The following is a 25653-nucleotide window of genomic DNA, read 5'->3' as shown; positions in this document are numbered from 1 at the left end:
GGATTTAACATGTCAGGTTTTCAACAACACACCGGATTAGTCGTTCCTCTAGATACGGCCAATATCGATACTGATGCGATCATTCCAAAGCAGTTTCTACAGAAAGTAAACCGCATCGGTTTTGGTAAACACTTGTTCCACGATTGGCGCTTCCTAGACGATGCAGGCCAACAACCAAACCCTGAGTTTGTAATGAACGAAGCTCGCTACCAAGGCGCTTCAATTCTTCTAGCTCGTGAAAACTTCGGTTGTGGTTCATCTCGTGAACACGCACCTTGGGCACTTGCTGATTACGGCATTCAAGTGATGATTGCGCCAAGCTTTGCCGACATTTTCTACGGTAACTCGATCAACAACCAAATGGTGCCAGTTCGATTGACTGAGCAAGAAGTGGATGAGCTATTCCAATTCGTTGAAGCGAATGAAGGTGCAGAAATCACGGTTGACCTAGAAGCAATGAAAGTTAGCGCGAACGGTAAAGAGTACTCGTTTGAAATTGATGAGTTCCGTCGTCACTGCTTACTGAATGGCCTAGATAACATCGGCCTAACACTTCAACACGCCGATAAGATTTCAGAGTTTGAAGCTAAGATTCCTAGCTTCCTAAAATAAGAAGTATTGAAATAGAATCGCACTGTTTTGTGTACACATAAAAGGTTGGCCTAGTGCCAACCTTTTTTATTTAGCTGAATATATTTATTAGACTTAAGTCTGTAATTTAACTGAAGAGCCATGAAAGAAAATCGTAAAGCATAAGGTCTTAGTAGTCAGTCATCAGGAGAATGCCATGAAACAACTACTCGTTATTATCAGCCTACTTTTCTCAACCTTAGCTTGGTCGGCGCCTAAATCTGAACTGTGGCCGTACTGGAATCAAAGCAATGAAACCAATCTAGAACAAGTATCTCATCAAGATTGGCAGCAATTTCTCGATAACTACTTAACTAAACAGGGACAAAATACGTTAGTTCGTTATCAAGCAGTGACTGCGGCTGACAAATCAAAACTGAAGCAATACATTAAGCAGTTAGAACAGGTAAACCCACTCGACTATTCAAAAGCAGAGCAGTATGCCTATTGGGTTAATCTATACAACGCTGTGACGGTCGATTTGATTCTTGAGGCTTACCCAATCAAATCGATTACCAAGCTCGGCGGGTTATTTAGTTTTGGACCATGGGGAGATGATGTGGTGGTCGTTAACGGGAAGTCACTGACACTCAACGATATTGAACATCGAATCCTAAGACCGATTTGGCAAGACCCTCGCTCCCATTATGCAGTGAACTGTGCCAGCCTAGGTTGCCCTAACCTACAACCTCAAGCTTTTACCCCTGATAATACTGAAGCCTTGTTAGAACAAGCAGCTAGTGAGTTTGTAGATAGTGATAAAGGCGTACTGGTTACAAATAAGAAGCTCCAACTATCATCAATTTACGAGTGGTTTGCTGTAGATTTTGGTACAGAGAAACAGCTCTTTGAGCACTTAAACCAATATCGAACTGAAACAGTAACCAATACTCAAAACATCAGTTATGACTACGACTGGTCACTCAACCAAGCAAACTAGCCTCAGTAGCTAAGCACGCAACTAAAACGAAAAAAGAGGCGAGTTGTTTATTAAACACTCGCCTCTTTTGATCTATTTGACAGTTTTCTAGAACTAAAAGCTTGAACCCGGCTGTTGCAAAAATTCTATTTCCTCAGGCGTAGAGGTTCGCCCTAACACCTCATTGCGATGTGGATAGCGACCAAAGCGCTCAATGATGACCTTGTGCTTCAACTCAAAATCCAAATTATGCTCTAATCCCGTTTGAGAAAAGAGCTCCACGGCTTGCTCATGAATCAACAGAGACTCACTGTGCATATAAGGCATATACAGGAAGCTTTTCTGTTGCTCGTTAAGCTGGTGATCAAAACCACCCGCTACCGCCTCTTGCGCTAGAGCCAACGCCATCGGGTCAGCCGAAAATGCAGCAGAGCTATTTCTGCCAATATTTCGAGAAAACTGATCAAGCACGATAATCTCAGCCAATCGCCCTTGCGCAGTTTGGCGCCACTCAAATAGCTCGCCTTGAATGGCTGCTTTATGCAATTCAGAAAATCGAGACTCTATCAAAGTGTCAATCTCGGCGCCGCCAGTAAACCAATCTTTAGGCGTCAACTCATCGAACCAAAACTCTAGAACATCCTGATACATTACCGTCATATAATTCCCTTTAATAAAAAACCGAGTAACTTTGTTATTACTCGGTTTAGTGTTCGATTACTTAAAACCTTTGACCTTCTTTATCAAGTCATAAGCATTTTGAATTTCTTGCGATTTTTCTTTCGCGACATTCATCATCTCAGGCGGTAAGCCCTTCGCCATCAGTTTATCTGGGTGATGTTCATTCATCAGTTTGCGGTAGGCTTTCTTCACCTCTTTACCGTCAGCACTTTCACTCACACCAAGAACCTTATATGCGTCGCCTAGCTGGTTCTGTTGTGAAGCCTGTTGCCAACCTGATGATTGCCCATGGCCTTGATGGCCACCAAAGCTTCCACCTTGCTGCTGGAAACGGAATGCCGCTTCTTGCATCTGCAAGCGGCGTTCTAGTTGCTCTGCCGAAAACCCAAGGCCTTGCGCTATCTTATGCAAAACCTGACGTTCACTCGGGTGCAAACTTCCATCCGCAAATGCAGCAGATACTTGTAGCTCTAAAAAGAACTGTAGCAAATCAAAACGGCCACCCGATGAGATTTTCACACGCTCAAGTACATCACTTAATGGAAAATCACTCTCCTTGCCGTCACGGAATGCATCTTGCGCCGCTTTGCGTTGTTCGCCATGCAGGTTCATGCGTTCCATCATGGTGGAAGCGAGTTGAATCTCTTCTGGCGTTACCTGTCCTTTCGCTTTAGCAACGTGCCCCATAACCGCAAAAGCGGATTTAAAAAACTCGTTCTGTCTTTCTGCTTGGCTTGGACCTCGACCAAAACCAGAACTATTGAAGCCTGATTGGTTCAATCGGCGAGCTTTATCGAATTGGTGTCCTAAAAACAGACCAAAAACTAAACCGAGTGGCCCTCCAAATAAAAAGCCAAAAAACGCGCCCAAAATTTTGCCAAATATTTGCATTATGTGTTCTCTATCTATGAATTTTATCTGAGTAATGCTGTCTGATGATGCTGAATGCTATTATTTCCTTTATCATAAGGAAAATGCTTTATTAATTGGATTGATACTAGATCAACCCTTCATCTAGTGACACAGGATAGTTCAACTTCATGCAATCTTTTTCCCGCACCTTGTTAGCCGCGTCTATAAGTACGGCGTTATACGTGTCGACAACTCAAGCTGAAACAATCACCGATAGTAGTGTGCAGGAAATGCCCTCTATAGATCAATGCTTGATCGAGCCCGCTGCAGAAAACGAGACACAGCTACCCGCTCACGTTGAGTCAGATCGCTTAGAAGCTATCAATGGTGACAAGGCAATATATTCAGGTGACGTAGTCGTTACGCAAGGGAACAAGACCATCCTTGCCGATAACGTAACCCTGCACCAACAAGAAAATATCGTTGTAGCTGAAGGCAACGTAAACTTTAGTGATGGTCAAATCAAATCTATCTCAGACAGAGCGACCAATAATCTGACTACAGATGAAATGACGCTTGAGAACACCGATTATGAATTCCTTTGCGAGCCCGGTCGCGGAGATGCTGTTTATATCGCAAAAACAGGTAAAGCGGTTTATGAGATTGAAGATGGCTCGATTACCTCTTGCCCGATTGGTGACAATGCTTGGCGTCTAAGAGCATCGAGCATCGATGTCGACCAAGACGAAGAACAAGCCACTTTTTATAACCCACGCTTTGAAATCCAAAGTGTTCCGGTATTTTACCTACCGTACTTAACGGTTCCTATTGGTGATACTCGTAAAACCGGTTTCTTGTATCCAACAGTTTCATACGGTTCAAGCGACGGTTTTGAAGCTGAAATCCCAGTTTATTGGAACTTGGCACCAAACTACGACTTAGAAACCACTTTTAAGTACATGCAAGAACGTGGAACGCAACTTAATAGTAAATTCCGTTACTTGAGCGATTTCGGTTCGGGTAGTATCAAGTCTGAATACCTGCCCGATGATAAGAAGTTCAAAGAGAAAGGTGACCGCTGGGGCGCTCAACTAGAGCATACCGGGATTTTCCAAGAGTCATGGTTGTTTGAAGTTGATTACTCCAAAGTCAGTGACATTGATTACTTTACTGACGTTAGCTCAAGCAGTATTGGTAATCGTGAAGATGGCCAACTATTGCAAGAAGGTAAAGCAACCTACCGTTCTCAGAACTGGGATGCTTCTGTGCTTGTACGGGATTTCCAAGTCCTGACAACGAGCAATAATTTACCTTATCGCCTGATGCCCCAACTAGAGTACAACTACTATGCTCCTGAAGTGATGGAGCATTTAGATTTCGACATGATCAGTCATGTCTCGATATTTGATACCGACGCTGCAGGTAAACCATCTGCGAACCGTATTCACGTGGAACCTGGCATTACCATTCCTGTAGGCAATACTTGGGGTACTTGGACAACAGAAGCTCGACTACTTGGTACTTACTATCAACAAGACCTTGATGGCGTTGATACCGGCGCAGGCTCTGATTATGAAGGCTTGGAAGAATCAGTAAGCCGTATTATTCCAGAGTTTAGAAGCCACGCAGGTATCGTTCTTGAACGTGATACAAAAATTGTGGGCAATTACACTCAAACACTCGAACCTCAAGTTCAGTATCTTTACGTACCAGAAGAAGATCAAAGTGACATTGGTCTTTACGATACGACACTACTGCAGACCGACTACTATGGCCTATTCAGAAGTCGCAAATACAGCGGCGTAGATCGAATTGCTGCAGCAAACCAAGTCAGCTACGGTGCATCCTCACGTTTCTTTGATGATGAATATAAAGAACGACTTAATATATCTTTTGGCCAAATCTTTTATATCGATAAAGACACAAAACAAAACTTAAACCAAGACGAAGCAAATAGAAATTCCAACTACTCTTCTTGGGCTGTTGAGGTCGACTTTAACTACGACGATTACCTGTTTTATCACGGCGGTGTACAATACGATATTGATACATCAGCGATGCAACTGGCAAACAGTACTCTCGAGTACCGCTTTGCGGGCGGTTACGTACAAACCAACTACCGCTACGTAACTAAAGAGTATATTGAAGATACCGTCGATTTTAATGTTGGCTCAATTACCAAAGATGGTATATCTCAAGCAGGCTTACTCGGCGCTTACCAAATTTCACCAAAATGGAATGCCAGTGCTCAATACTTCTATGATTTAACAACAGAAGAAGAATTAGAATGGTTAGCACGACTCAATTATAAATCGGATTGTTGGTATATCGGCTTCACCTACAGCAACCAATTGCGTAGCTGGGAAGGTGATTACATCAACACATCAAACGCGACGCCAGTTTACGAAAATAATTTCAGTGTGAACTTCGGTATTGTCGGCTTTGGTACCAATATCGGCTCTGACTCTGGCGCCGTTGGAGATAGTAGCTCAGACAACTCATTGAGCTATGGTCGCCCATTCTTCTTAAACAACTAATTTTCTTTGCTGATAAATGTCAGTAAATTTAAAGGATTACACATGACATTGTGGAAACGCACATTAATTGCTATTGCAGCGACTTGTACTTTATCAACAAGCTTTGCAGCACCGGTTGAGCTAGACAGCGTAAAAGTTATCGTTAACGAAGGCGTTATCTTACAAAGCGACATCGATGCTTCGATGAAGACGCTGCGTGCAAACGCTAAAAAAAGCGGTCAAACACTGCCATCGCAAGACGTGCTCAATGAGCAAGTGCTCGAAAAGCTGATCATCGATACAATTCAAACTCAAGAAGCGGAACGTATTGGTGTACGTATTGATGATGCTAGACTCGATCAAGCAATCGAAGGTATCGCGAAAGACAACAACCAAACGGTTGAACAACTTACCGCATCGGTTGCGGAAGAAGGCCTTAGCTACAATGCATTTCGAGAGCAAGTAAGAAAAGAGATTGCAGCAAGTGAAGCTCGTAACGCCTTAGTTCGTCGCCGTATCAATATTCTTCCTGCGGAAGTTGATAACCTAGCAGATATCTTAGCGCAAGAGACTAATGCGACCGTTCAATACAAAATTGGCCACATTCAACTGCGCTTTAATGACGACCAAACCAAAGAAGAGTTAGAAGCGCAAGCTACTGAGCTAGTTGAAGAACTGAACTCAGGCAAAGATTTCAGCACCATGGCGTATACTTACTCTAAGGGTCCTAAAGCGCTGCAAGGTGGTGATTGGGGTTGGATGCGTAAAGAAGAGATGCCAACCATTTTTGCTGACCAAATCAAAATGCAAAATAAAGGCAGCATCATTGGCCCTTTCCGTAGCGGTGTAGGTTTCCACATTCTAAAAATTGAAGATGTGAAAGGCTTAGAAACCGTTGCAGTAACAGAAGTTAATGCTCGTCACATCCTGATTAAGCCAACAGTAATCTTGAGTGATGATGGCGCGAAAGAGCAACTTGAAGAAATCACGCGCCGCGTAAACGCAGGTGAAGCGAGCTTTGGTGACCTTGCACAGCAATACAGTCAAGATCCAGGTTCTGCAGTACAAGATGGTGAGCTAGGCTACCAAACACCAGATTTGTATGTACCAGAGTTCAAACACCAAGTAGAAACACTACCTGAAGGTAAGATCAGTGCGCCATTCAAAACCGTGCACGGTTGGCACATTGTTGAAGTACTAGACCGTCGCGAAGTCGACCGTACCGATTCAGCTTTGAAAAACAAGGCTTACCAAATTCTATTTAACCGTAAGTTCAACGAAGAAGCTGGTGCTTGGCTACAAGAAGTAAGAGCAAGCGCCTTTGTTGAAATGGTTGAGGACGACCAAGATGACAACAACTAAACGTATTGTCATAACCGCAGGTGAACCCGCAGGGATAGGTCCAGATTTAACTCTGGCTCTATCTCAAGAAAGCTGGCCTCATCAACTCGTGGTTTGTGCTGATAAAACACTGCTAGCCGAGCGAGCTAAAATTCTTGGCATCGAAGTCGATCTGCTGGATTATGACGCAAGTGCAGCTAAGAAACCTCAACGCGCTGGTACACTGGTAGTGAAACACGTTCCACTAGCTGAAACGGCGGTTGCAGGCCAACTCAACGAAGCTAACGGTCATTACGTATTAAATACTTTAGAAACCGCAGCAATTGGCTGTATGAATCATGAATTTGATGCTATTGTCACCGGCCCTGTTCACAAGGGTGTAATTAACCGAGCTGGCGTTGCTTTTAGCGGCCATACCGAGTTCTTTGCAGAGAAGTCCAATACGCCACTGGTAGTGATGATGTTGGCAACTGAAGGGCTGCGTGTTGCACTAGTAACAACTCACATCCCACTAGCTTATGTATCTCAAGCAGTGACCGAAGACAGATTAGAGCAAATTATTACTATTCTGAATAAAGATTTGGTTGAAAAATTTGCTATTGAGAAACCAACTATCTACGTGTGTGGCTTGAATCCACATGCTGGTGAAGATGGTTGCTTAGGGCGTGAAGAAATTGAAACCATCACCCCGACGCTAGAAAAAATTCGCCAAATAGATGGCATCAATTTAGTTGGCCCATTGCCAGCAGATACCATCTTTAATGAAAAATATTTGCAAGATGCAGATGCTGTTTTAGGTATGTATCACGACCAAGTACTCCCGGTATTGAAATACAAAGGGTTTGGTCGCTCAGTGAACATCACGCTTGGCTTACCGTTTATTCGCACATCAGTCGACCACGGTACCGCCTTAGACTTGGCAGGGAAAGGCCAAGCCGATACAGGGAGCTTTAGAACAGCGCTCACGCACGCCATTGAATTAGTAGAGAAAAAGCAATGAGAAATGATGTCCACTTAGGGCACAAAGCGCGTAAACGTTTTGGTCAAAACTTCCTTAACGATCCATACATTATTGATGGCATCGTATCGAGCATTAACCCATTACCTGGTCAAAACTTGGTAGAGATCGGTCCTGGTCTAGGCGCAATTACTGAGCCTGTGGGTAAGCTTGTCGATAAATTTACTGTTATCGAATTGGATAGAGACCTTGCAGAACGTCTGCGTAACCATCCGGATCTGGCTGATAAGCTAACGATCCGTGAAGGCGATGCGATGAAGTTTGACTTCCAAGAACTGGTTAAACCAAACAACAAGCTACGTATTTTTGGTAACTTGCCATACAACATCTCTACACCATTGATGTTCCACCTTTTTGAATTCCATAAAGACGTGCAAGACATGCACTTTATGCTTCAAAAAGAAGTAGTTAACCGTCTAGCCGCTGGCCCAGGCAGCAAAGCTTACGGCCGTCTTACTGTGATGGCTCAGTACTACTGTAAAGTGACACCTGTGCTAGAAGTGCCACCAACGGCCTTCGTTCCGCCACCGAAAGTAGACTCTGCAGTTGTTCGCCTACAGCCATACGAAGTGCTGCCTTACCCGGCAAAAGATCTGAAATGGCTTGATCGCGTATGTCGTGAAGGCTTTAACCAGCGTCGTAAAACGGTTCGCAACTGCTACAAGAGCTTGATCGATAAGGAAGTACTGGAAGAGCTTGGTATCAACCCAAGCATGCGTCCTGAGAACTTAACGCTCGAGCAGTTTGTCGACATGGCAAACTGGTTGTACGATAGTCACAACGCTGACAAATAAATAAAAAAGGCTCCTACACTTCGGTTAGGAGCCTTTTTTATGTAATACTTTAATTACATTAAGTATATCAACAACAAAAGGTGCGAATATGGATATATCTACGCCTTGTATCAAATGCCAGGTTCACTCTAAGTACATAGAAGAACAATCTGAGCCAACGAAGAATCGTTACGTCTTCGCCTACATTATTACCATCAAAAATCTAAGTAAAACAACGGTGCAGCTTATGTCTCGCCGCTGGTTAATTACCGACTCTAACGGCAAGCAACTCACCATTGAGGGTGATGGTGTGGTTGGGCAACAACCCGTGATTGAAGCCAACGACGAATACACCTACACAAGTGGCACTGTCATCGAAACCCCTGTTGGCGTTATGCAAGGTCACTACGTGATGACCGATAACAAGGGCATTGATTTTATTACCGAAGTTGACCCATTCAGACTCGCAATCCCTAATATTCTTAATTAGCCGTACATCCGTATCTACAGGAAATTATTGTGTCGAATTATATTGTCGGAGACATCCAAGGGTGCTTCGACGAACTTCAATTACTGCTTGAAGCTATTAACTTTGATAAACACCAAGATACCTTATGGGTAGCTGGAGACCTAGTCGCTCGAGGCCCAAAATCATTGGAAACTCTACGCTTTATTCGTAGCCTTGGTGACGCAGCTAAGGTTGTATTAGGCAACCACGACTTGCACCTTCTGGCGGTATCCTTAGGGCTATTTCCAGCGAAACCAAAAGATAAGACTCAAGCGATTCTTGATGCTGAAGATCGTGAACGACTACTCGAATGGTTAAGGCAACAACCTTTGCTTCAAGAACACCCGGAGTTCGTGATGTGCCATGCAGGTATCTCGCCGCAATGGAGCATAGAAACAGCACGTATCGAAAATCAAGAGGTTGTATCCTTGCTGAAGTCGGACAGATGGCAATGGCTTATCGAAAACATGTACAGCAACACGCCTGATTTATGGCATCAGGATTTACATGATATTGAGCGCTATCGCTATGCAATCAATAGCCTTACAAGAATGCGCTTCTGTTTTGAAGACGGTCGACTCGACATGGCATGTAAGCTACCACCCAATGAAATTACCGATGAACCATTAGTACCGTGGTTTGACCTTCCACAACGCATAAAGCTCGATAAAACCGTTGTTTTTGGACACTGGGCTGCACTTGAAGGCTATAACGGAAAAGACGTGATTGGACTTGATACTGGCTGCGTTTGGGGAGGAGACTTAACCGCACTTCGCTGGGAAGACAAACAGTTTTTTACTCAAAAAGCGTTGTAGATATACGAAACACTTGCGCTACTCGTGCAGCAGCGCAAGTGTTTTTAAATTAGGACTTAACGCTCTAGAATCACAAACTCCATGTTGTGTTTGTTTTTCTCGTCAGCTTGATAGCTCTCGTTAAAGCTCTGCTTCCAACCTTCACCCCAGTCTGGAAATTGTGTATCTCCATCGACATCAAAATCGATATAAGTCAGATACAACTTGTCTGCTTTAGGTAGGCAAGTTTCATAGATTGAACCACCACCGATAATCATCACTTCATCGACATCGTTGACCAGCTCTAGTGCTTTATCAATCGAAGTAACCGTCGTCACCCCTTCAATTTCCAAGTTCGCATCACGGCTAATCACAACATTTAATCGACCAGGTAAAGGACGCCCGATCGAATCATAGGTTTTACGCCCCATGACTACAGGCTTACCCATAGTCGAGCGTTTAAACCATGCAAAATCCGCAGGCAAGTGCCAAGGCATCTGGTTGTCTTTACCTATTACACGGTTGTTTGCCATTGCTGCAATCATACTGATGATCATAAATCGAAAGTCCTGTCCTTAACTGAAAGAGATTTGATGCTAGACGATAGGTCTGCGTCGGTAGAATAACAGCCCTGGTACAGCTAAGCCAACCGCCAGTCCAGCGATAATGAACATTGATTTCAAAAAGTTCTCCATCAACATTGCCAGTAACTCAGGCGTATAGCCTGCCCTGTTAATCTCTACCATAGCAATCATTGCCTTGAAGGCAAACACGCCTGGGACCATAGGAATCAAGGCAGCAACCGTAAATACCTTAGGATGCGCTAACAGTTTATGTGACCAATGAACCCCTATCATGCCAACCACCGTCGCGGCAAAGAACGTTGCCCATTCGATTGGAATACCAAAGTGCATCATCAGATAACGGCTACCATGGCCGATAGAGCCGCCAAGTGCACAATAAATTAAAGCGCGTTGCGGGACGTTAAACACCAATGCGAATCCAACCGCAGGAATCGCGGCGAAAAACATATCATTGAGCAAACCTAAAAACAGTTCGAAAATACTCATTAGCTCGCCCATCCCCAAACATCAGATAAACTCATCGCTGCCACAATACCCAAGCTCGTCGCCAAAGTTAATAAGCTGGCCATGGTAAAGCGCGCTAACCCCATATTAATATGGCCTTTAAGCATATCAGCGACAGAGTTAATCAGAGGGAAGCCGGGTACTAACATCAATACCGATGAAGCCATCACGATCGTGGGCTGTCCGCCAATATTGTAAAGTACGGCTTGAGCAGAGATGGTAGTGGTAACGAATGCGGTGATCGCAAAATTTAATAAAGGATTGAAATGACGATGGCCAATTTCTTGTCTGACGATCATGCCACAGGCTGAAGCAATAAAAGTCATCATGAATACCTGCCAATCTCCGCCCGCAAGACGGCTAAAAGAGGCACATGATAATCCTATCATCACAACCACTAGCCAACGGTTATAGCGCTCGGGGCTTATGTTTTGAATCTTTTTATACGCCAAATCATAATCAAGAATTCCCTTCTCCATCATGATGCAAATGCGTTGAATGTCAGTGATAACCTGCATGTTAATGCCACGATCAGCACAACTTCGAGTGGTGGTAATACAGTGATCATCCATCACAGTAGTAACAACAAGCGCATTGGCTGACAGTGCGACTTCAACCTCATTCACCCCACAAGCAATGCCGATACGGCGCATGATATCGCCGACCAGTGTGCTCTCGGCTCCGTGAGCCAATAACATTTGTCCCGATTGAGCGACAAGTCTTGAGATCGCTCTTTGCTTTGATGCCATGATTTCCTTCCCATAGGCGTTATACCAATCACAGTAAGTAAGTGTTCAGAAATAGCGCAAGAAAAAAGCTTGAGAACAAGGCAGAGATTTTCGATAAGTAGTTATTCTACAATCAAAATCTCTAACGCAGTTATCGAGCGTTTTAACAAGCTAGGGTGACCAGTTATTTACTACGATTGGTATTAATTATCTAGAAATAAAGTCTGCATTAAAATTCGACAGTACATAATGATTTAGATACAAAAAAACCGCAATTTTCATTGCGGTTTAATAAAACTATCAGTGTACTTGGAAAAAGCGACCGATGATTTATGAGAAGTTAAGAGGGATTAGTCACGAACATAGATAACATGACCGTCATCTTCTTCGTCATCCCAATCATCCCAATCGTCGTCATCTTCAGTAACGACATTCTTACCGCTCATTGCATCTTTATGGTAGTCATCCCACATAAAGTCTACTTTCTCTTCTTCTTCAACTTCTACAACTTCACGAGGTAGGTTTTCCATAAACTCACCTAGTTTGAAGCAAAGATCTTTGGTGCCGATTTTATTCACTGCAGAGATCTTGAAGTACTCGCCTTCCCAGCCCAAAGCATCGATGATTTCTTGAATCTTTTCGTCTGCTTCGTCTTCTGGCATTAGGTCAACTTTGTTGAACACTAACCAACGAGGTTTTTGTGAAACTTTTTCGCTGTATTGCTCAAGCTCATCAATGATCGTCAGTGCATTCTGAATAGGATCAGATTGATCGATCGGCATAATATCGATCATATGCAGAAGAACACGACAGCGCTCAAGGTGCTTAAGGAAACGAATACCAAGGCCTGCGCCATCAGCTGCACCTTCGATTAGACCAGGGATATCGGCAACAACGAAGCTCTTTTCAGGAACAACACTCACTACACCCAAGCTTGGGATCAAGGTAGTGAACGGGTAATCAGCCACTTTTGGTTTCGCAGCAGATACTGAACGAATAAAAGTAGATTTACCTGCGTTTGGTAAGCCAAGCATACCAACGTCAGCTAATAGAAGAAGCTCTAAACGCAGTTCGCGAACTTCGCCTTTAGTACCCATTGTCTTTTGACGAGGAGCGCGGTTAACAGACGATTTAAAACGCGTGTTACCAAGACCGTGCCAACCACCTTTACCAACCATCACTTTCTTGCCGTGTTCAGCAACTTCAGCAACGATTTCGTTGGTGTGGATATCAACTGCACGAGTACCTACAGGCACTTTCAGTGTAATGTCTTTACCACGTTTACCAGTACAGTTACCACCGCGACCGTTCTCACCACGCTCTGCGTTGTAAAAACGTTGGAAACGATAATCGATCAGTGTGTTTAAGTTCTCATCCGCTTGGATGTAAACATCACCACCATCACCGCCGTCGCCGCCATCAGGGCCACCTTTAGCGACGAATTTTTCGCGCCAAAAGCTAACTGTACCATTACCGCCATCACCGGCTTCTATTTTTACTACCGCTTCATCAACGAATTTCATTTTTTAACTCCGCACTTACGTTGCGTTACCACTCATCAAGGAGTGATATAAATTCTAGCAGATCCGTGTTTAGATCGATCACCTAAGATCTAGGCCGACCTGCAACCAAGGAACAAAGAAGGAGAGGTTCTTTGCTAAGCTTATTAAAGCTAAGGCAAGAGCGTCTGCTTTTTTATTCTCGCTATAAATAAAAAACCCTGCCGAATCGGCAGGGCTTTTGAATTCAGCTTGAAAGCTAATAAGATAATCTAATTAAAGATTAAATTACTCAGCTTCGATGCTTACAAACTTACGGTTTTTAGGACCTTTAACAGCAAATTTCACTTTACCTTCAGTAAGAGCGAAAAGAGTGTGGTCTTTACCGATGCCAACGTTTGTGCCAGCGTGGAATTTAGTACCACGTTGACGAACGATGATGTTACCTGCAAGAACAGATTCACCACCAAAACGCTTAACACCAAGACGTTTGCTTTCTGAATCGCGGCCGTTATTAGTAGAACCGCCAGCTTTTTTATGTGCCATTGTTAAACTCTCCTAATACTTAAGCGTTAATGCCAGTGATTTTCACTTCAGTGAACCACTGACGGTGACCAGCTTGCTTACGCGAGTGCTTACGACGACGGAACTTAACGATTTTTACTTTATCGCCACGACCGTGTTGTACTACTTCTGCAGTAACCTTGCCACCTTCAACAAGAGGTGCACCAACAGCGATTTCTTCGCCGTTAGCAACAAGAAGAACTTTATCAAATTCTACAGTTGCACCAGTTTCAACGTCTAATTTCTCTAAACGAAGTGTTTGACCTTCGCTTACTCGGTGTTGTTTGCCACCAGATTGGAAAACAGCGTACATATTTTACTCCGCTTTTTCCGCACAGCCTATGGTTGTTAATTGTACAACTCGGGTGTGCGCTAAACTAATCAATAGGGCGCAGATTCTACGGGAATCATGGCGCTATGACAAGCCATATTTTTAAAAAATTGGCGAAAACCTGTTCGCCAAAGAAAAGTGCGGCAATCATGCCCTTTAGCGATGTATTAATCAACGTTTTTTAGTGTATTATTCAACAATTAAATACAACGTATAAGCCTTACAGGGTCTAACTTCAGCCGGATGAACAATGGATTTTAAAGCTATCCAAACGCTTACTGCCAATGATATGGCAAAAGTGAATGAAACAATTCAAGCCCAACTTAATTCTGACGTAAGTTTAATCAACCAGCTTGGTTTTTATATCGTTAGCGGTGGTGGCAAACGCCTACGCCCTTTGCTTGCTCTTTTATCTGCTCGCGCACTTGGTTACCAAGGTGAAGCTCATATCACCTCTGCAGCCTTTATCGAGTTTATTCACACAGCAACCCTACTTCATGATGATGTCGTCGACGAATCGGACATGAGACGCGGTAAAGCGACAGCCAACGCAGCTTTTGGTAATGCTGCTAGCGTTTTGGTGGGTGACTTTATTTATACTCGCTCATTCCAAATGATGACAACGCTAGGATCCTTAAAGATCCTTGAACTAATGAGTGAAGCAGTAAACGTGATTGCCGAGGGTGAAGTTCAACAGTTAATGAACTGCAACAACCCAGACACCACTGAAGAAAGCTACATGCAAGTGATCTACTCTAAGACCGCTCGCCTGTTTGAAGCCGCAACACAAATCGGTGCCATCCTTAGCGAATCATCACCAGAAATCGAAACGGCAATGCAAAACTACGGTAAATACCTAGGCACCGCATTCCAACTGATTGACGATGTGATGGACTACACTGCTGATGGTAAAGAGATGGGCAAGAACGTTGGTGACGACCTTGCTGAAGGCAAACCAACGCTGCCTTTACTATATGCAATGCACAATGGTTCTCCTGAACAAGCAAGCATGATTCGTGAAGCAATTGAGAAAGCGAACGGCATGGAACGTCTCGACGACATTATGGCGGTGATGAAAGACACAGGCTCATTAGAGTACACGACTAATAAAGCCTATGAAGAAGCCGACAAAGCGATTGCTGAGCTTTCTGTACTGCCTGACTCTGAATATAAGCAAGCACTAACCACACTTGCACACTTGGCTGTTAAACGCAGCAAGTAACTTTGTAGACTGTCTTCTATATAGCGACATTACATAGATAATAAAAAAGAGCCTCAGGGCTCTTTTTTTGATCCTCACGAAAATCTTTTCAAATCCACTGTCAATAACGACTCGACTCTAACGACAACGGAAGTTGAGCTTCGACTTCTTCTATCTCTTCCAGCGGCACTGCGTACTGCTCGTGGCTGTTGTATGACTCAACCAGCGCAAATTGCTCTTGCTCATCTATAACAAGGATCTTTCCCAATCTACCTAAATGGAAATGGACGTTCATTCCTTTTTGAATACGACTCATAACTGCTGCCCCACTTGCATCTCTAAAACACTATTTACGAACGAGGCAAATCCAAGGATCAAAAAAGCCGATCATAATGACCGGCATTTATTAGTAATTTTAAATTGAGTTAAATGCTGTATCGCTTACTTAGCGAACTCAACACCAATCTCGATATCGCCATTTAGTGTTTCAAGCATGCTGTCTAAGGCGTTACGCTCGAAATCGCTCAGTTCACCGTAGCTAAGGATCGCTTCTGCGCCCTCTTTACCTAGCTTAACTGGCTGAGCGAAGAATGGTGCGTGTTCGCCTTCACCTTCAACGTATGCACATTCAATCACGTTCTCTTCACCTTGAAGCGCTTTCACTAGAGCAAGACCGAAACGACAAGCCGCTTGACCCATAGACAGTGTCGCACTGCCGCCGCCAGCTTTAGCTTCTACTACTTCAGTACCTGCATTTTGGATGCGAGTCGTTAGCGCTGCAATTTCTTCATCAGTGAACTCTACGCCTTCAACTTGAGAAAGCAGAGGAAGGATCGTTACGCCTGAGTGACCGCCGATAACAGGAACACGGATGTCGCCTGGATCTTTATCTTTTAGTTCAGCAACGAACGTTTCAGAACGAATCACATCAAGAGTCGTAATACCGAATAGGCGACGCTTATCGTAAACACCTGCTTTCTTGAGTACTTCAGCTGCGATTGGCACTGTTGTGTTTACTGGGTTAGTGATGATACCAACACAAGCAGTAGGACAAGTAACTGCGATTTTCTCTGCAAGAGACTTAACAATGCCAGCGTTCACATTGAAAAGATCCGCACGATCCATACCAGGCTTACGAGCAACACCCGCTGAAATAAGTACAACATCCGCACCTTCTAGTGCTGGTGTTGGATCTTCACCCGCGTAACCTTTGATCGAAACAGGCGTTGGGATATGGCTAAGATCGGCAGCAACACCCGGTGTTACCGGAGCGATGTCGTAAAGTGCAAGATCTGAACCAGCAGGTAGGCGGTTCTTAAGTAGTAGGGCTAGGGCTTGACCGATGCCACCAGCGGCACCAATAACAGCTACTTTCATTGTTATTCTCCTTGAGAGCTTTCTCTTATAGATTCTTTGTAGGGTAATTCTTGAGCTAAATCTAAGTTAAAAAACTATATTAATCACAAAGTGATTACAATCAATTAACGCTAGCTTTGCGACTTCGCGCAAGTCAATAAAACCGTGCTACACAGCAAGTTCGCATTATGGCGATAATCGACTGAAATAACAAAATAAGTCGTCGCAAATAACACATTATTCTATTAAATATTTACAGTGATATGACTAACAAATTACAGGGATGTTTTGGCTAAAATTGAATATGTATGCGAGAATATGCAAACATCTTTGTTAATGAATAAGAATGACATATGCGCAATACAGAAAAGCAAGACAACTTAGTTCGTGCATTTAAAGCCTTACTAAAAGAAGAACGTTTTGGCTCACAAGGCGAAATTGTAGATGCCCTAAAACACGAAGGTTTTGAAAGCATCAACCAGTCTAAAGTCTCGCGTATGTTAACCAAGTTTGGTGCCGTTCGAACTCGTAACGCAAAAATGGAGATGGTTTACTGTCTTCCTGCTGAACTGGGTGTTCCGACAGTTTCTAGCTCTTTACGAGAATTAGTACTAGATATTGACCACAACAATGCATTAGTTGTGATACACACTGGCCCTGGTGCAGCTCAGCTTATCGCTCGCTTATTAGACTCACTAGGTAAGTCGGAAGGCATACTGGGTGTGGTCGCGGGTGATGACACTATCTTTATTACTCCAACGTTATCGGTTACCACTAAGCAACTGTTTGATTCTGTGTGCGAACTGTTTGAATACGCAGGATAATTGCTCACTGTTTCATAACTATCAGCCTTACTAATGGATCACGAACATCTATTCGCTTCGTGATCCAAATCACATCCTAGAATATCCATACACCCTTCCCGAAATTACACTAAATCATTGATTTTAAAAAACTCAGTAGCAAATTAAACACGAGATCTAGACATCATTTGTTAGATTTTTTAGCTATATCTTTTAACATTCGAGTAATTTTCTGCCAATTTTTGATATTATTCAGCCACTTTTTCATCACATGGATTGAAAAAGGTGCCGTTTCCAAATAGGAAACTCCAGAAACGACTACACTTGTTTCAGGGTTAATAATGAATAAAGGAAGGGAAATTCATGGCATTTACCAAACTTATTAAAGTTGGTGCTATTGCAGCTGCTGTAATGGGCGCTGGCGCTGTTAACGCTCAAGAGTTCATCACAATTGGTACTGGTTCAGTGACGGGTGTTTACTACCCGACTGGTGGTGCAATTTGTAAACTAGTGAACAAGGGCCGCAAAGACCACAACATTCGTTGTTCTGTAGAGTCTACTGGTGGTTCAATCTACAACGTTAACACCATCCGTGCTGGTGAACTAGATTTCGGTGTTGTTCAATCGGACTGGCAATACCACGGCTACAACGGTACAAGTAAGTTCAAAGATCAGGGCGAATACAAGAAACTTCGCGCTATGTTCTCTCTACATACAGAACCGTTCAACATCATCGCTCGTACCGATGCTGGCATTAACAATGTTTCTGACCTAGCTGGTAAGCGCGTAAACATTGGTAATCCAGGCTCTGGTGACCGTGCAACGATGGGTGTTGTAATGGACGCAATGGGTTGGACGAACGACAGCTTCAAGCTTGCTTCTGAACTTAAAGGTTCTGAGCGTTCACAAGCACTTTGTGATAACAAGATTGATGCATTTATCTACATGGTTGGTCACCCGAACGGATCAATCAAAGAAGCAACAACGTCTTGTGATGCAAAACTGGTTTCAGCAACGGGTCCACAGATCGACAAGATCGTAGCTGAAAACCCATACTACGCTTACAGCACAGTTCCTGCTGGCATGTACCGTGGTACTGACGCTGACGTAAACAGCTTCGGTGTTGCAGCAACAATGGTAACAACTTCAGACGTTTCTGAAGAAGTTGCATACAACGTTGCTAAGGCAGTATTTGAAAACTTTGACACTTTCAAACGCCTACATCCAGCATTTGCGAACCTGAAAAAAGAAGACATGGTTAAAGCGGGTATCTCTATCCCTCTTCACCCAGGCGCAGCAAAATACTACAAAGAAGTGGGCCTTCTAAAGTAATTCTACTTTAAGCCTACTACACCAATAAGGAGGCTAGCCCTCCTTATTGGCTTTTCACGTTTTATAAAAATAACTTAAGTGAAAAGAGCAACCCTTTAAGTTTCTCCAATTTGGAGGACTTACCTTCGTATCAAGCCTAAGACAAAGACGAACAAAGAACGCATTTCCCTATCCATTCACTACACTAGATAGGAAATAAATAACGTTTGGTTGTTCGTAAGAAAAGGCAGACCATCAATAATAAGGATAAAGTACATGACGCAGACAACATCACCGTCTCCAGATGTGCAAGAAATGGTGGCACAATCAGATACTGGTGCGCGTAGCCCTCGTGGTATCCAAGGCCGTATTTTATGGTTTGTGCCTCTATGTTGGTCACTGTTCCAACTTTGGTATGCATCTCCGCTGCCGTTCATTTTTAACTTCGCAATTTTAAACGACACTGAAGCTCGAGCAATTCACCTTACGTTTGCTATTTTCCTAGCCTTTACCGCTTATCCAGCTATGAAGAACTCGCCTCGGGATCGCATTCCTGCAGTCGACTGGATATTGGCGCTAGTAGGTAGTTTTTCAGCTTCTTATATCTATATTTTCTACACTGAACTTGCCGGTCGTTCGGGCGCACCAACAACATTCGATATTGTTGCTGCTGTATTCGGCATGGTTTTACTGCTTGAAGCAACACGACGCGCTTTAGGTCCACCTCTTATGGTTGTGGCGGCAGTATTCCTACTTTACACCTTTGGCGGTCCACACATGCCAGACGTTATCGCCCATAAAGGTGCAAGCCTGAACAAGGCAATGTCGCACCTGTGGCTAACAACGGAAGGTGTATTCGGTGTTGCTCTTGGCGTATCAACGTCATTCGTATTCTTGTTTGTACTGTTTGGTGCAATGCTAGAACGCGCTGGTGCTGGTGCCTACTTCATCAAGATTGCATTCTCTCTGCTTGGTCACATGAAAGGCGGCCCAGCAAAAGCAGCCGTTGTAGCCTCTGGGTTATCTGGTCTGGTATCAGGTTCATCTATTGCAAACGTGGTAACCACAGGTACCTTTACTATCCCGCTAATGAAGCGTGTTGGTTTCCCGGGCACAAAAGCAGGTGCGGTAGAAGTTGCGGCTTCAACCAATGGCCAACTAACGCCACCGATCATGGGTGCTGCGGCATTCTTGATGGTTGAGTATGTGGGCATCTCGTATGTGGAAGTTATCAAGGCGGCGCTACTGCCAGCTCTGATCTCTTACATAGCTCTGATTTACATCGTTCACCTAGAAGCATGTAAAGCTGGCATGACCGGCTTACCTCGTCGTCACACACCAACTATCGTACAAAGCCTACTCTCTTTCACTGGCACCATATTAGGTCTATGTGTTATTAGTGCCGCGGTTTACTACGGTGTCGGTTGGACGAAAGATGTATTTGGCGATGCTGCAACACCGATCGTAACTGTGGCGCTATTGATCGCTTATGTTGCTCTGGTTCGCGTATCAGCAAAATACGCAGCTGAAGGCGGCATGGAAATCGATGCGGACCTGAAAGAAGTTCCAGATCCAGGTCCAACAATTAAATCTGGTTTGCACTTCCTACTGCCTATCGTAGTGCTAGTTTGGTGTCTAACCGTTGAACGTTTCTCGCCAGGTCTATCTGCATTCTGGGCAACCGTCTTCATGATCTTCATTTTGATCACTCAGCGTCCTTTGATGACTCTGATGAACAAATCAGACGATCTTGCAGAGCAAACTAAAGCTGGTTTCGTTGATCTAGCAGAGAGCTTGGTTTCAGGCGCACGTAACATGATTGGTATCGGTGTAGCGACAGCTGCCGCAGGTACGGTTGTTGGTGTGGTGACTCTAACGGGTATCGGCCTTGTAATGACTGATTTCGTTGAGTTCATCTCAGGCGGTAGCATCATTCTTATGTTGCTATTCACCGCGGTAATCAGCTTGATCCTAGGCATGGGCTTACCAACCACAGCAAACTACATCGTTGTATCAACGCTAATGGCGCCGGTAATTGTTACTCTGGGCGCTGCGCACGGTCTTATCATCCCACTGATTGCGGTGCACTTATTCGTGTTCTACTTCGGTATTCTTGCGGATGACACACCTCCGGTAGGTCTGGCAGCATTTGCCGCAGCAGCGATTGCGAAATCAGACCCGATTCGTACAGGTATTCAAGGTTTTACCTACGATATCCGGACCGCAATCTTACCATTCATGTTCATATTCAATACCCAACTACTGTTGATGGGCATTGATTCTTGGTGGCATTTAGCGCTAACGATTTTCTCTTCGGTTACTGCGGTACTTATCTTTGCAGCAGCAACTCAAGGTTGGTGGTTCACTAAGAACAAGTGGTGGGAAACCATACTGCTTATCGTTCTGACTTTCTCTTTCTTCCGCCCAGGTTTCTGGTGGGACATGATCTACCCAGAGAAAGTTCTTTCGCCAGGAGTTGAGATCGCTCAAATCACAGAAAATCTATCTGTGGGACAATCACTTGAATTGAGAGTAGGTGGCGAAAACTTAGAAGGTAACTATTCTGAGAAAACAGTTCGCCTTCCGTTTGAAGATTCTGCGACAACAAGTGAAGACCGCATTGCTTCAATGGGCCTAATGCTGACACAAGCTGACAACAAGATGATTGTTGATATGGTTGAGTTTGGTAGCCCTGCAGAAGCCGCTGGCATTGACTTTGATTGGGAAATTAAATCCGTTATCCAAGATGCAGATCGACCAATGAAAGAGTGGGTATTCTTACCTGCCCTACTGATTTTGATTGGTTTAGCGATGAACCAAAGAAGGCGTGCTCGTAAGGATGAGATTAGCGCGTAATGGATAGAGCCAAGTAGCGCTCTACTCTATTTGGCTTTTTTACTACATGGAAAAGATAATTACAGCGTTTGGTATGTGCTAAGCGCTGCTCAAAAAGAGACGAATACATGTATAGACAAATCCTTGTTCCCGTTGATCTTAACGACAAAGGCTTTTCTGATAAAGCAGTCGAGCTAGCGGTATGGCACGCGAAACACAGCAATGCTGAAATCCACATTCTGAACGTACTACCGGGCATTCACATGTCGATGGTGGCGTCTTACTTCCCGAAAGATGCGGCGAACCAAATGAAGCTTGATGTTAAAAATCAGCTGAAAGAGTTTGCCGACAAACACATCGACGATGAAGTGGTGTATAAGGTTCACGTAGCTGAAGGTAAAACTTACACGACGATTCTTGATTACGCAGAAAAGCTTGGCGCCGACCTTATTGTGATGCCTAGCCATAAGCGTTCGAAAATCGACAAAGTGGTTCTTGGTTCTGTTGCAAGCAAAGTGGTACAGAACTCACCAATCAATGTATTGGTAGTTAAGCCGCAAGGCTAAATCACTTAATCGACATAACGATCTAAAAAGGTTGGCCCAAAAGCCAACCTTTTTTGTTTTGAACTCTACTCGCTTAATACCAATCGTAGTAAAGATCTCAAGAATCAACGCACTAAGTTTTGCGGATTACCTGCGACAAAGCCATCTATGTTGTCCATTAAGATATCCGACAGCTTTTGAATTGAACTGTCACTGCCCCATGCCACATGTGGTGTCAGCAGTAAATTTGGTAAGTGACTGTTGGCCAATAATGGATTCGACGTATCTGCAGGCTCTTGTGTGAATACATCCATACCTGCGCCTGCAATCTCATGTTTTTTCAAAGCCTCAACTAAGGCTTGCTCATCAACTAATCCACCGCGCCCTGCATTGATTAAGACTGCACTCGGTTTCATTATCGCGAGCTCTCGCTCTGAAATCAGGTTGCGAGTCGCATCAGTCAAAGGGCAATGCAGGCTGATCACATCCGCTTGCTTTAAAACAGTTTCAAAAGGTAGGTAGCCTTCTCGACAAGAGTCAGCCCCTTTGCGCTCAGCAAAAATAACTTTCATACCAATTGCTTTGGCTAATATTGCGGTTGCTTGCCCTAAGCTGCCACTGCCCATTAAGCCTAATGTGCTACCCGCCACGTCTTGAATCGGATGAGTAAAGAAACAGAACTGCTTACCCTTCTGCCACTCCCCGGCTTCAATGTCTTGATGGTAGCCAACAAGATTTCGCTTTAGCGTAAACAGCATAGCAATCACATGTTCAGGTACCGACTGAGTCGCATAGCCTTGCACATTAGCCACTGCGATATTACTGCCCTTGCAGTATTCCACATCAACATTGTTGACACCTGTAGCAGAAACAGCGATCAACTTGAGTTGTTGCGCTTGAGCTAAATTATCAGCGTTGAGCACAACCTTATTGGTGATAACAACATCTGCTCCCGCAACGCGCTCAGCAACGAGCTCTGGAGCAGTAAAATCAAACTCAATCCATTCATGTTCAAAGCTAAGAGGTTTTAAATTGATTTGAGATGGGATGGTAGCCCGGTCAAGAAAGACCACTTTCAACTTCGGCATTGTACGTCCTTGAATTGGTATTGATGACACCATTCTAAGCTTTTAGCTTTCTGTAGTCTGGAAGCTCTGGCGCAATTTCAAAGTGCTGTTCAATTTGTGGTGACGCTTGAGGGTAAAACTCACAAGGAACAAAGGCTTTGAACAGTTGGTTGTTCTCCGGATGATAGAAGCTCAGTTCACACGCATGTAAAGCTAATCTATCGCTATACTCAAAAGCTTCAGGCGTTGCATAAAACTCGTCGCCAACAATGGGCGTCCCTATTTCCATACAATGCACACGCAACTGATGAGAGCGACCGGTAATCGGCAGTAACTTCAACAAAGTGGTTTGAGTCTCTTCTTGCTCTACCACATAACGAGTCTGTGATGGCTTGCCATCATCAAAACACACTTTCTGCCTAGGGCGATTCGGCCAATCACAGATGAGTGGCAGATCAATAAGCCCTTCTTTTTCTTCTACTGCCCCCCACACTCGTGCGTAATAGAGCTTATGTGTCAGTCGATATTGGAACTGCTTCTTCAAATGCCGCTCAACCTGCTTATGTTTAGCTAACAACATCAAGCCCGATGTCGACATATCCAAGCGATGCACGACCTGAATATCAGCAAACTCCTCAACCAACCGACTCCACATACTGTCGTAATGCTCTGGCAATCTTCCCGGCACTGAAAGTAGGCCTGCTGGCTTGTTCACCACAAGAATATCGTCATCTTGATAGACAATGTCGATCCACGGTTCACGTGGTGGTGTGTACAGCTCTAACGCCATTGAAGCCTCTAAATTACTGGTTAATAAATAATTTACGGTTAATTTGTTTATTAATAAATACAATTTCCAACATTTTTGTACATAAAAGTTGACGACTTTACAAAACATGGTATTGATAGGGTAACGGAAAATAAGAAGTCAGCATCAAAGGAAAAATGATGGAAAGTACGGTTAAAACAACCACCGAAAAAACACAAACCTCTGCTCCCCTATCAAGTTTAATCAAGTCTCTTGGCCCAGGCATTATGATGGCCGCAGCTGCGGTAGGTGGCTCACATTTAGTTGCCTCGACCAAAGCTGGTGCGATTTATGGCTGGCAGCTCGCCGCACTTATTATCCTGGTAAACATATTTAAATACCCATTCTTTAGAGCCGGTATCCAATATACTCTTGGCACAGGACAAAGCTTGGTTGAAGGTTACTCTAACCTTGGCAGACCTTACCTTGTAATCTTTTCGATATTGAGCGCAATTTCCGCCGTGGTAAATACTGCAGCACTACTGTTATTTAGTGCAAGCCTACTCAGTTACTTTATTCCTTTCGAATTGGCCACCAGCACATTGTGCATGATCGTTTTAGCGACCTGCTTGATCATTCTGTTTGCTGGCCATTATCGCGCACTTGATACGCTGTCCAAAGCGATCATGGCGATCCTGACCATCACAACCTTAGCTGCAGTCGCCATTGCTATAGGCTCTCCAGTCGAACCTGATGCTGCTTTTGTTCCACCGTCGCCTTGGTCATTGGCTGCTATTGGCTTTATCGTGGTGACTATGGGTTGGATGCCTGCGCCTATCGAGATATCCAGCATCACCTCTATGTGGCTAAAGAGCCAAAAAGAGAAACAAGAAGTCACGGCTCAATCAGCGCTATTCGATTTCAATGTTGGCTACATTGGTACTGCACTACTTGCACTAGTGTTCGTTGCGTTAGGCGCTCTGGTACTTCACGGCTCGGGGGTTGAACTGTCTCGCTCTGGTGTTGGCTTTACTCACCAGTTAGTCGGTATTTATGCTTCTACGATTGGTGAATGGTCTCGTCCACTGATCGCCATCGTCGCTTTCTTCTGTATCTTTGGCAGCACCATTACCGTTATCGATGGCTACTCACGCGTACTTGCTGAATCACAGCGACTATTATTTAAAAAAGAGTCGAGCCCACGCATGCTGCAAGGCTGGATCATCATTGTCTCTATCGCGGCCTTGGCGATTGTGATGTTCTTTAGTGCTGCGCTGATGCCAATGTTGGATTTTGCAATGGTGCTTGCCTTTGCAACTACGCCATTCTTCGCATTGCTTAACTTCATTTTGGTAAACAAAGCCAAGCTTCCTGAAGCTCTAGCGATTGGCACCAAACTAAAATGGTTGTCTGTAGCGGGTCTTGTTTACCTATTTGGTTTCCTAGCGGTATTTGTTTGGTGGAAGTGGTTGATGTAATTCCTCAGTCAATACACCTTTCAACAACAAATACATCTTTCAAACGCTAGATAACAATAAGGCCTTC

General features: G+C 44.1%; 26 protein-coding genes. 14 read left to right on the top strand and 12 right to left on the bottom strand.

Going from position 1 to position 25653, the window contains the following annotated elements:
* Positions 1 to 9 precede the first annotated feature (9 nt).
* Positions 10 to 612 (top strand): 3-isopropylmalate dehydratase small subunit, encoded by a 603-nt coding sequence (gene leuD / locus CWO27_RS09430; protein WP_017061388.1) that lies wholly within the window; start codon positions 10 to 12, stop codon positions 610 to 612.
* Positions 613 to 787: 175 nt separating this feature from the next.
* The gene (locus CWO27_RS09425; protein ID WP_102432787.1) at positions 788 to 1570 is read left to right on the top strand and encodes a DUF547 domain-containing protein; all 783 of its coding nucleotides are present in this window, start codon (positions 788 to 790) and stop codon (positions 1568 to 1570) included.
* Positions 1571 to 1663: 93 nt separating this feature from the next.
* On the opposite strand, the gene CWO27_RS09420 is transcribed toward CWO27_RS09425, so the two are convergent.
* Together CWO27_RS09420 and djlA are read right to left on the bottom strand one after the other, a co-directional pair.
* Positions 1664 to 2209, bottom strand: a complete 546-nt coding sequence (locus CWO27_RS09420; protein WP_102432788.1) for a DUF924 family protein — start codon at positions 2207 to 2209, stop codon at positions 1664 to 1666.
* Positions 2210 to 2266: 57 nt separating this feature from the next.
* Entirely contained in the window at positions 2267 to 3121 is an 855-nt protein-coding gene (gene djlA / locus CWO27_RS09415; protein WP_010434455.1) for a co-chaperone DjlA, read from the bottom strand.
* Between the two features lie 149 nt (positions 3122 to 3270).
* Here djlA and lptD point away from each other — a divergent pair, with 149 nt between their 5' ends.
* From lptD to CWO27_RS09385, 6 genes are all read left to right on the top strand, one after another.
* Positions 3271 to 5619 (top strand): LPS assembly protein LptD, encoded by a 2349-nt coding sequence (lptD, locus tag CWO27_RS09410; RefSeq protein ID WP_102432789.1) that lies wholly within the window; start codon positions 3271 to 3273, stop codon positions 5617 to 5619.
* A gap of 42 nt (positions 5620 to 5661) precedes the next feature.
* Positions 5662 to 6960 carry a peptidylprolyl isomerase SurA gene (gene surA / locus CWO27_RS09405; protein WP_048609649.1) on the top strand — a complete coding sequence of 433 codons (1299 nt, stop codon included), beginning with the start codon at positions 5662 to 5664 and terminating at the stop codon, positions 6958 to 6960.
* Positions 6947 to 7939: a 4-hydroxythreonine-4-phosphate dehydrogenase PdxA gene (gene pdxA, locus CWO27_RS09400; RefSeq protein ID WP_102530524.1), complete on the top strand. Its 993-nt coding sequence runs from the start codon at positions 6947 to 6949 to the stop codon at positions 7937 to 7939. Before surA ends, pdxA begins: the two co-directional genes overlap by 14 nt.
* Entirely contained in the window at positions 7936 to 8751 is an 816-nt protein-coding gene (rsmA, locus tag CWO27_RS09395) for a 16S rRNA (adenine(1518)-N(6)/adenine(1519)-N(6))-dimethyltransferase RsmA (RefSeq protein WP_017062942.1), read from the top strand. Before pdxA ends, rsmA begins: the two co-directional genes overlap by 4 nt.
* Positions 8752 to 8839: 88 nt before the next feature.
* Entirely contained in the window at positions 8840 to 9220 is a 381-nt protein-coding gene (apaG, locus tag CWO27_RS09390) for a Co2+/Mg2+ efflux protein ApaG (protein ID WP_004735899.1), read from the top strand.
* 29 nt (positions 9221 to 9249) lie between these two features.
* Positions 9250 to 10053, top strand: a complete 804-nt coding sequence (locus CWO27_RS09385) for a symmetrical bis(5'-nucleosyl)-tetraphosphatase (RefSeq protein ID WP_048657978.1) — start codon at positions 9250 to 9252, stop codon at positions 10051 to 10053.
* Positions 10054 to 10109: 56 nt separating this feature from the next.
* On the opposite strand, the gene folA is transcribed toward CWO27_RS09385, so the two are convergent.
* The 6 genes from folA to rplU form a co-directional block, all read right to left on the bottom strand.
* Complete coding sequence (folA, locus tag CWO27_RS09380) at positions 10110 to 10589, bottom strand: type 3 dihydrofolate reductase (protein WP_102432790.1); 480 nt, start codon at positions 10587 to 10589, stop codon at positions 10110 to 10112.
* Between the two features lie 39 nt (positions 10590 to 10628).
* Entirely contained in the window at positions 10629 to 11102 is a 474-nt protein-coding gene (locus CWO27_RS09375) for a threonine/serine exporter family protein (protein ID WP_017062945.1), read from the bottom strand.
* Positions 11102 to 11869 (bottom strand): threonine/serine exporter family protein, encoded by a 768-nt coding sequence (locus tag CWO27_RS09370; protein ID WP_048657975.1) that lies wholly within the window; start codon positions 11867 to 11869, stop codon positions 11102 to 11104. Before CWO27_RS09370 ends, CWO27_RS09375 begins: the two co-directional genes overlap by 1 nt.
* Positions 11870 to 12198: 329 nt before the next feature.
* Complete coding sequence (gene cgtA, locus CWO27_RS09365) at positions 12199 to 13371, bottom strand: Obg family GTPase CgtA (protein WP_017061377.1); 1173 nt, start codon at positions 13369 to 13371, stop codon at positions 12199 to 12201.
* Positions 13372 to 13635: 264 nt separating this feature from the next.
* Positions 13636 to 13893 (bottom strand): 50S ribosomal protein L27, encoded by a 258-nt coding sequence (rpmA, locus tag CWO27_RS09360; RefSeq protein ID WP_004735905.1) that lies wholly within the window; start codon positions 13891 to 13893, stop codon positions 13636 to 13638.
* Positions 13894 to 13912: 19 nt separating this feature from the next.
* Positions 13913 to 14224, bottom strand: coding sequence for a 50S ribosomal protein L21 (rplU, locus tag CWO27_RS09355; RefSeq protein WP_004740823.1), 312 nt, complete (start codon positions 14222 to 14224; stop codon positions 13913 to 13915).
* Between the two features lie 268 nt (positions 14225 to 14492).
* Between rplU and ispB the strand changes: the two genes are divergently transcribed.
* Positions 14493 to 15464, top strand: a complete 972-nt coding sequence (ispB, locus tag CWO27_RS09350; protein WP_048657974.1) for an octaprenyl diphosphate synthase — start codon at positions 14493 to 14495, stop codon at positions 15462 to 15464.
* Positions 15465 to 15564: 100 nt separating this feature from the next.
* On the opposite strand, the gene CWO27_RS09345 is transcribed toward ispB, so the two are convergent.
* Positions 15565 to 15759: a hypothetical protein gene (locus tag CWO27_RS09345; protein WP_102432791.1), complete on the bottom strand. Its 195-nt coding sequence runs from the start codon at positions 15757 to 15759 to the stop codon at positions 15565 to 15567.
* A 125-nt stretch (positions 15760 to 15884) separates the two neighbouring features.
* A complete protein-coding gene (gene mdh, locus CWO27_RS09340) occupies positions 15885 to 16820 on the bottom strand; it encodes a malate dehydrogenase (protein ID WP_009847834.1) in 936 nt (311 codons plus the stop codon).
* A gap of 332 nt (positions 16821 to 17152) precedes the next feature.
* On the opposite strand from mdh, the gene argR reads away from it, so the two are divergent.
* From argR to CWO27_RS09320, 4 genes are all read left to right on the top strand, one after another.
* The gene (gene argR, locus CWO27_RS09335) at positions 17153 to 17623 is read left to right on the top strand and encodes a transcriptional regulator ArgR (protein ID WP_004740827.1); all 471 of its coding nucleotides are present in this window, start codon (positions 17153 to 17155) and stop codon (positions 17621 to 17623) included.
* A 342-nt stretch (positions 17624 to 17965) separates the two neighbouring features.
* The gene (locus tag CWO27_RS09330) at positions 17966 to 18934 is read left to right on the top strand and encodes a TAXI family TRAP transporter solute-binding subunit (protein WP_017061374.1); all 969 of its coding nucleotides are present in this window, start codon (positions 17966 to 17968) and stop codon (positions 18932 to 18934) included.
* A 255-nt stretch (positions 18935 to 19189) separates the two neighbouring features.
* The gene (locus CWO27_RS09325) at positions 19190 to 21769 is read left to right on the top strand and encodes a TRAP transporter permease (protein WP_107898902.1); all 2580 of its coding nucleotides are present in this window, start codon (positions 19190 to 19192) and stop codon (positions 21767 to 21769) included.
* Between the two features lie 107 nt (positions 21770 to 21876).
* Positions 21877 to 22314 (top strand): universal stress protein, encoded by a 438-nt coding sequence (locus CWO27_RS09320; protein WP_010434405.1) that lies wholly within the window; start codon positions 21877 to 21879, stop codon positions 22312 to 22314.
* Positions 22315 to 22418: 104 nt separating this feature from the next.
* Here CWO27_RS09320 and CWO27_RS09315 read toward each other — a convergent pair whose 3' ends face one another.
* Together CWO27_RS09315 and CWO27_RS09310 are read right to left on the bottom strand one after the other, a co-directional pair.
* The gene (locus CWO27_RS09315; protein WP_107898901.1) at positions 22419 to 23381 is read right to left on the bottom strand and encodes a D-2-hydroxyacid dehydrogenase; all 963 of its coding nucleotides are present in this window, start codon (positions 23379 to 23381) and stop codon (positions 22419 to 22421) included.
* A 34-nt stretch (positions 23382 to 23415) separates the two neighbouring features.
* Entirely contained in the window at positions 23416 to 24150 is a 735-nt protein-coding gene (locus tag CWO27_RS09310; protein ID WP_107898900.1) for a pseudouridine synthase, read from the bottom strand.
* Positions 24151 to 24308: 158 nt separating this feature from the next.
* On the opposite strand from CWO27_RS09310, the gene CWO27_RS09305 reads away from it, so the two are divergent.
* Positions 24309 to 25586, top strand: a complete 1278-nt coding sequence (locus tag CWO27_RS09305; protein ID WP_102530529.1) for an NRAMP family divalent metal transporter — start codon at positions 24309 to 24311, stop codon at positions 25584 to 25586.
* Positions 25587 to 25653: the final 67 nt, after the last annotated feature.

Origin of the sequence: Vibrio sp. 10N.286.51.C3 (assembly GCF_003050065.1) — a bacterium.
Lineage (GTDB): Bacteria > Pseudomonadota > Gammaproteobacteria > Enterobacterales > Vibrionaceae > Vibrio > Vibrio crassostreae.
Note: the sequence above shows the minus strand (reverse complement) of the source record. Positions and strands in the feature narration are given on the sequence as shown.

Excerpts from the sequence above, each read along its gene's own strand:
- djlA (WP_010434455.1), bottom strand. The coding sequence starts at position 3,121 with ATGCAAATATTTGGCAAAATTTTGGGCGCGTTTTTTGGCTTTTTATTT.
- CWO27_RS09310 (WP_107898900.1), bottom strand. The coding sequence starts at position 24,150 with ATGGCGTTAGAGCTGTACACACCACCACGTGAACCGTGGATCGACATT.
- folA (WP_102432790.1), bottom strand. The coding sequence starts at position 10,589 with ATGATCATCAGTATGATTGCAGCAATGGCAAACAACCGTGTAATAGGT.
- pdxA (WP_102530524.1), top strand. The coding sequence starts at position 6,947 with ATGACAACAACTAAACGTATTGTCATAACCGCAGGTGAACCCGCAGGG.
- CWO27_RS09330 (WP_017061374.1), top strand. The coding sequence starts at position 17,966 with ATGGCATTTACCAAACTTATTAAAGTTGGTGCTATTGCAGCTGCTGTA.
- rsmA (WP_017062942.1), top strand. The coding sequence starts at position 7,936 with ATGAGAAATGATGTCCACTTAGGGCACAAAGCGCGTAAACGTTTTGGT.
- rpmA (WP_004735905.1), bottom strand. The coding sequence starts at position 13,893 with ATGGCACATAAAAAAGCTGGCGGTTCTACTAATAACGGCCGCGATTCA.
- CWO27_RS09305 (WP_102530529.1), top strand. The coding sequence starts at position 24,309 with ATGGAAAGTACGGTTAAAACAACCACCGAAAAAACACAAACCTCTGCT.
- CWO27_RS09375 (WP_017062945.1), bottom strand. The coding sequence starts at position 11,102 with ATGAGTATTTTCGAACTGTTTTTAGGTTTGCTCAATGATATGTTTTTC.
- ispB (WP_048657974.1), top strand. The coding sequence starts at position 14,493 with ATGGATTTTAAAGCTATCCAAACGCTTACTGCCAATGATATGGCAAAA.
- apaG (WP_004735899.1), top strand. The coding sequence starts at position 8,840 with ATGGATATATCTACGCCTTGTATCAAATGCCAGGTTCACTCTAAGTAC.
- mdh (WP_009847834.1), bottom strand. The coding sequence starts at position 16,820 with ATGAAAGTAGCTGTTATTGGTGCCGCTGGTGGCATCGGTCAAGCCCTA.
- CWO27_RS09345 (WP_102432791.1), bottom strand. The coding sequence starts at position 15,759 with ATGAGTCGTATTCAAAAAGGAATGAACGTCCATTTCCATTTAGGTAGA.
- lptD (WP_102432789.1), top strand. The coding sequence starts at position 3,271 with ATGCAATCTTTTTCCCGCACCTTGTTAGCCGCGTCTATAAGTACGGCG.
- cgtA (WP_017061377.1), bottom strand. The coding sequence starts at position 13,371 with ATGAAATTCGTTGATGAAGCGGTAGTAAAAATAGAAGCCGGTGATGGC.
- CWO27_RS09370 (WP_048657975.1), bottom strand. The coding sequence starts at position 11,869 with ATGGCATCAAAGCAAAGAGCGATCTCAAGACTTGTCGCTCAATCGGGA.
- CWO27_RS09320 (WP_010434405.1), top strand. The coding sequence starts at position 21,877 with ATGTATAGACAAATCCTTGTTCCCGTTGATCTTAACGACAAAGGCTTT.
- leuD (WP_017061388.1), top strand. The coding sequence starts at position 10 with ATGTCAGGTTTTCAACAACACACCGGATTAGTCGTTCCTCTAGATACG.
- CWO27_RS09420 (WP_102432788.1), bottom strand. The coding sequence starts at position 2,209 with ATGACGGTAATGTATCAGGATGTTCTAGAGTTTTGGTTCGATGAGTTG.
- CWO27_RS09425 (WP_102432787.1), top strand. The coding sequence starts at position 788 with ATGAAACAACTACTCGTTATTATCAGCCTACTTTTCTCAACCTTAGCT.
- CWO27_RS09315 (WP_107898901.1), bottom strand. The coding sequence starts at position 23,381 with ATGCCGAAGTTGAAAGTGGTCTTTCTTGACCGGGCTACCATCCCATCT.
- argR (WP_004740827.1), top strand. The coding sequence starts at position 17,153 with ATGCGCAATACAGAAAAGCAAGACAACTTAGTTCGTGCATTTAAAGCC.
- surA (WP_048609649.1), top strand. The coding sequence starts at position 5,662 with ATGACATTGTGGAAACGCACATTAATTGCTATTGCAGCGACTTGTACT.
- CWO27_RS09325 (WP_107898902.1), top strand. The coding sequence starts at position 19,190 with ATGACGCAGACAACATCACCGTCTCCAGATGTGCAAGAAATGGTGGCA.
- rplU (WP_004740823.1), bottom strand. The coding sequence starts at position 14,224 with ATGTACGCTGTTTTCCAATCTGGTGGCAAACAACACCGAGTAAGCGAA.